The 5,159-nt window shown below is 40.4% G+C and carries 6 protein-coding genes; 5 read left to right on the top strand and 1 reads right to left on the bottom strand.

The window, feature by feature from the left end; translation table 11 throughout:
- Nucleotides 1-631: 631 nt before the first annotated feature.
- The 5 genes from ACUVXA_RS15980 to ACUVXA_RS16000 all read left to right on the top strand — a co-directional run bounded on the left by ACUVXA_RS15980 (nt 632) and on the right by ACUVXA_RS16000 (nt 4,911).
- Nucleotides 632-949 carry a hypothetical protein gene (locus ACUVXA_RS15980; RefSeq protein ID WP_445872281.1) on the top strand — a complete coding sequence of 106 codons (318 nt, stop codon included), beginning with the start codon at nt 632-634 and terminating at the stop codon, nt 947-949.
- A gap of 517 nt (nt 950-1,466) precedes the next feature.
- Nucleotides 1,467-2,660, top strand: coding sequence for a 3-hydroxyacyl-CoA dehydrogenase NAD-binding domain-containing protein (locus ACUVXA_RS15985; protein ID WP_445872282.1), 1,194 nt, complete (start codon nt 1,467-1,469; stop codon nt 2,658-2,660).
- Nucleotides 2,661-3,068: 408 nt separating this feature from the next.
- Nucleotides 3,069-4,283 (top strand): 3-hydroxyacyl-CoA dehydrogenase, encoded by a 1,215-nt coding sequence (locus ACUVXA_RS15990; protein ID WP_445872283.1) that lies wholly within the window; start codon nt 3,069-3,071, stop codon nt 4,281-4,283.
- A gap of 212 nt (nt 4,284-4,495) precedes the next feature.
- The gene (locus tag ACUVXA_RS15995) at nt 4,496-4,729 is read left to right on the top strand and encodes a type II toxin-antitoxin system HicB family antitoxin (RefSeq protein ID WP_445872284.1); all 234 of its coding nucleotides are present in this window, start codon (nt 4,496-4,498) and stop codon (nt 4,727-4,729) included.
- Nucleotides 4,730-4,734: 5 nt separating this feature from the next.
- The gene (locus ACUVXA_RS16000; protein ID WP_445872286.1) at nt 4,735-4,911 is read left to right on the top strand and encodes a type II toxin-antitoxin system HicA family toxin; all 177 of its coding nucleotides are present in this window, start codon (nt 4,735-4,737) and stop codon (nt 4,909-4,911) included.
- On the opposite strand, the gene ACUVXA_RS16005 is transcribed toward ACUVXA_RS16000, so the two are convergent.
- The gene (locus ACUVXA_RS16005) at nt 4,897-5,070 is read right to left on the bottom strand and encodes a hypothetical protein (protein WP_445872285.1); all 174 of its coding nucleotides are present in this window, start codon (nt 5,068-5,070) and stop codon (nt 4,897-4,899) included. The two genes, ACUVXA_RS16000 and ACUVXA_RS16005, sit on opposite strands and share 15 nt — an antisense overlap.
- Nucleotides 5,071-5,159 lie beyond the last annotated feature (89 nt).

The raw sequence follows: 5,159 nt of genomic DNA on the forward strand, positions 1-5,159 counted from the left end.
TTCTGCGAATCTATCGTCTGGAAGTGTCCTAGATGGGTAAGTTTCGGACAACGGTAGTCACATAGTATGTCTAGTAACTTAATATATCATAAATAGCGTGTAATTATTTCTTTATATTCATGAATTCTATTTGAAAATTAATTTACCTGTTCTCACTCCAGGCTTAAGGCTATGGGGACTGAAATATAACAAATTAGTTTATATATTTGTTTAATTAAAATTATAATTGTAAAAAAATAGTAAAAATGGTAGACTCTCAATTCCATTTTAAAGATAAAAAGTGAGGGAAAACAATGGAAAGAGTTCAATTGCTAGTAGTGATTTCACTCATAATAATAGTAGGTACAGTGGTATTCACTATGCTAATGGTAGCCGCAGGGACAATTCAATTGCAAATGGCCGTTTCAGGAATAGATTTGGTTGGGTTTGCAGGTTCACCTCCCGAGGCATCTTCAATTACATGTTTGTGTCCAAGCTCTTAACATCGATGGTAGGTCCACCTTTAAGCTTGGCAGCAGCTTTACTTAACACGATCAATCCTAACTGGTGGCTAAATATTTACCTTATGTGGTTGTTAATGTAGTTATTATAGCCTTAGTTGACATGTGTCTGTCGAGGAGATGTGTATAAAATGGCAGGTAAGCTAGAAAAAAATGAGTTGTATATAGTGCTCTTAACGGTAATAGTGGTTTTAACAGTGATATTTTTTGGTTTATTGGCTATAGCTGGCGGCATCCAAACAATCTTTAATAGTTATGCGGGAATGTCACTTTACGATCCGCCTCCCCAAGGCATCTTCAATTACATGATTAGTTCAACGCTGGTTTCGATGGCTGGTCCACCTATGAGTTGGGGGGCTGCTTTGCTTAAACTATTCAATCCCAACTGGTGGCTGAATAGTTACATGTCATGGCATATCATTTTTAGTATTGGGCCCGCCGCTCCTTAATAATAAGGCTGCTTTAAGAGAATCAAGTCAAAGAGTTTCTGGTGGAATCACCAATGTTTCAGAGCTACAATCTCCCTTTTCCCTTTTTTTAAAAAAATAGTGTTTCAGGATTGTACTTATTTTTTACATCTATTTTTAGTTTAGGGGAGTGTTGATGTACCTAGTTTGTACAGAGAGGTCTAATGGTTTTTCTTGACACTTCTATTAGTTTAGGGTATTTTAACTGTACCAATTGTTTGCGGTTGCCTGTTGTTGAGCTTGTTGTCTCAGTGTTTGTCCGGTATTTGTGTGGGAAAGCGTGGGTTTTGTAAACTCTTCTAAACGTTTTTGAATTTTGTTGTGGAATCTACAAACATGAATTAATCTAATTTCGATGAAATTTATGTTTAAAGGATAGCCTTAAACTACTTTAAACGTAGAAATTATTTTTTCATGTCAGTTGTTTCCGAAACTTATATATGTGGGATTCCTTCAATTCGTGCATGTTTAATATGGAATAAAAATTGGTGATGGAGAAATGAAGTTGGAAGATATCAAGAACATAACGGTTCTTGGAGCAGGGGCTATGGGTCACGGAATAGCCCAGCTCTGCGCTGTTTCTGGTTATAATGTGGTTATAAGAGATATTAAGCAGGAATTTGTTGATTCTGGTGTGGGTAAGATTAAGTGGAGTCTTGATAAACTCGCATCAAAGGGTAAAATACCTGCGGATTTGGTAAATGCTGCCATGGGAAGGATAACCACAACTCTGGATTTGAAGGAGTCGGTAAAGAACTGTGACTTTGTGATAGAGGCCATCCCGGAAATACTAAAGCTCAAGCAGGACACCTTCAAAGAAGTAGACGCGGTGGCTCCCAAGCACGCCATACTTGCAACCAATACCAGTGCTCTTCCAGTAACAGGAATGGCTAAGGCCACCAAGAGGCCGGAAAAGGTTGTGGGAATGCACTTCTTCAACCCACCGCAGATAATGAGACTGGTTGAGGTCATATATGGAGATAAAACCAGCAAGGAAACAGCGGAAGTCACATACAATCTAGCATTAAAAATTGGAAAAGAACCGGTTTACTGTTTGAAGGATATTCCAGGATTTCTGGCGAACCGAGTTATGAATCCACCGGGTAACTTTTTAGCCTGGCTTGTGAGTGAGGGTATTTTTACAGCCGCCGAGATAGATTCAGCCTCCCACTTTAAACTAGGCAATCCAATGGCGAATTTCGGCCTAATGGACTTCGTGGGCATCGATGTGGGTTATCACGTGCAGAAATTCTTTGAGGAAAAAGAACCCCCATACAAAGTAGCTCCAATATTAGAGGAGAAAATGAAGAAGAAGGAGCTCGGCGTAAAAACAGGTAAGGGATTCTATGAGTATCCGGAAAAAACATGGCGGGTTCCCCCCGAGTGGAGCCAGGATAAAGCGGAAAAATTTGATCCCATGAATTCAGCCATGGTTGCTATCAACAGAGCCGTCCAAATAGTAGCTGACGGTGTTGCCAGTGTAGAGGATGTAGACAAAGCCGTTCAACTAGGATTCAACATGCCCTTCGGAATGCTCCAATTAGCCGACAGTCAAGGACTAGACAACGTTGTAAAAAGACTCGAAGAACTAGATAAGAAATACGGCAAAATAGATGGTCTACACGCCCTTCTTGAACCACACCCACTACTCAGAAAGAAAGCCGAAGCTGGAGAAAAGTTTTATCCACAATAAATACAAAAAAGTTCTTCACAAGTTAACCATTAAAACTAAAAATTCCACCAAATTATTTTCTTTTTTTAAAAAACATTTTTCAAGAATAACTCCGTGCCGCAAAACTATATGAATTGTGTCTGGTCTAGAATATCATTTCATAGTTTTGAATTATCTCTTGCATTAGCTTTCTTCTCACATCCTTCTTGAATATTTTGTACTTTTTTCGTCTCTAATCACTGCTATTTTCTCTTGCACGGATTCAGAGGTTCCCAAACTATTCGGTGAAGACATACTTCATCCAACGGCTTGCTAAACTTACAAATATAAAAAAATGAATTAAAGGTAAAGAAAGTGAGTATTAAGATATATATCCTTGATTCTGTAAATTATTGACCATATTGACTATAATGTTGGTTTGTGATTCAAATGAAGATAAATGACATTAAAACCGTTACGGTCCTCGGAGCAGGGCACATGGGTCTGGGAATAGCACAAGTTATTGCAATGGCGGGATACCAGGTTAATCTGAGAGATCTAAATATGGAGATACTCGAAAAAACCCTAAACAGAATAAGATATATTCTAACAAGATTTGCTGAGAAGGGAAAAATTTCATCAGACATGATTGATTCCACAATGGAGAGAATAAAGCTTTTCACAGATCTGAAAGATTCACTTAAAGACACCCAATATGTTATTGAAACGATTCCTGAGCAGCTCGAACTCAAACAGAAAGTTTTCAGAGAGGTGGAGAAACTTGTCCCAGGAAATGTTATAATCTCCACCAATACCAGCGCCCTTCCCATAACAGATATTCAGAAGGGAGCCGAGAGACCGGACAAGATTGTGGGTACACACTTTTTTAATCCACCTCAAAGAATTAAGCTGGTGGAGGTAGTATACGGAGCCAAAACCAGCGACGAAACGGTGAACCTCACATTAGAACTCATGAAGAGGATAGATAGGGATCCCGTGGTGTGTAGGAAGGATGTTCCAGGATTTCTAGCCAATAGAACGGTAACCATGATGCTGAATTTTGTAAGCTGGCTTGTAAGCGCAGGCGAGTTCACACCTGCCGAGATTGATTGCGCCTTCCATTACAAGCTTGGACAACCAATGGGCACATTCGGCCTAAGCGATTTCCTAGGATTAAAAACAACTTACAGTGTCCAGAAGTTCATAGCTCAGAGAGAGCCAGAGTTTAAGATCCCACCAGTATGGGAGGAATTGGTGAAAGCCGGGCACAACGGTGTGGACACTGGAAAAGGTTTCTATGAGTATCCCGATAAGGTTTGGAGACAGCCCGAGTCGTGGAACGAGGAGATAGCTGACAGATACGATCCTAACTGGTCTCTGCTCGTGGGAATGAACAGAATGGCGCAAATCGTAAACGATGAAGTAGCAACAGTAGAGGAAGTTGATAAGGCGGTGAAAATAGGCTATCTGATGCCCGTAGGCTTGCTGGAGCTCGCTGACCAAATAGGCATAGACAAAGTGGTAGAGGGACTCGAACAGTTAAAAAAGAGGTTTGGAAAAATTGACAATTTAAACTACATACTGGAGCCGAATCCACTCCTCAGAAAAAAAATAAAAAAAGGAGAGCTAGGACACAAAACCAAAATAGGGTTCTACAAACACTAAATAGTAACGATTCAGAACAACCGTGACACTGACAACAGATGGAAAAAGTAAAATTATGGGATCCCAGGGTAATGTAGATTCGCCCGATTCTACCCCTTATTTTTGGGTTCTAAATTGGAAAATAAGCTCTATAAAAGCTCCTTTTTGAGGCAGAATCGAACGAAACTACATCGCCGGATCCCAGAATAGAAAGGTTTTTAGGGTTGAGTTTTTTGATTTTGCTAAAAGTGATTAAGTTGCAGTTTTCAGCGGTAATTACTAAGGAGGAAAAGTTCTACGTCGCCCCTTGCCCTGAGCTCGACATAGCTAGCCAAGGGGGGAGTATAGAGGAAGCTATTAGAAATCTGAAGGAAGCCATAAGCCTTTACTTAGAGGATGAAGATGCTAAGATTCCAAAAATGGACACAAGGCCTCTAGTTACTATCGTTGAAGTAGATGTAGATTGAATACGATGAAACTTCCAGCAGTTTCTGGACGCAAAATAATAAAGACTCTAACCAAGATTGGTTTTGAAGTGGTTGGGAGAAAGGGAAGTCACGTAAGATTAAAGAAAAAGAATGATAGGACTCTAATCGTTGTTGTTCCGGATCACCTAGAACTAGCAAAAAGCACCTCAAACCCATTCTGAGACAAGCAAATCTGAGCGTCGAAGAACTCTTAGAACCATTAAAATAGTACCGATAACCGCTTCACTTATTTTCACATTTCTAGGAGAAACAATATTGACACTCCCCGCGACTAGAAGTCGGGGGATTCTTGCCTCTGGCTTTCTGCGCCTTCGAAGCAATGGGTGTGCCACCACCCAGTTAGCACTCCCTTCCCGCAGGGAACGGCGTCTATGTTGGCACCCTCATGGGGGCTGCGTCTTGTTTAGCC

This window comes from Candidatus Jordarchaeum sp., from assembly GCF_052745115.1.

Excerpts from the sequence above, each read along its gene's own strand:
- ACUVXA_RS15985 (WP_445872282.1), top strand. The coding sequence starts at position 1,467 with ATGAAGTTGGAAGATATCAAGAACATAACGGTTCTTGGAGCAGGGGCT.
- ACUVXA_RS15980 (WP_445872281.1), top strand. The coding sequence starts at position 632 with ATGGCAGGTAAGCTAGAAAAAAATGAGTTGTATATAGTGCTCTTAACG.
- ACUVXA_RS15990 (WP_445872283.1), top strand. The coding sequence starts at position 3,069 with ATGAAGATAAATGACATTAAAACCGTTACGGTCCTCGGAGCAGGGCAC.
- ACUVXA_RS16000 (WP_445872286.1), top strand. The coding sequence starts at position 4,735 with ATGAAACTTCCAGCAGTTTCTGGACGCAAAATAATAAAGACTCTAACC.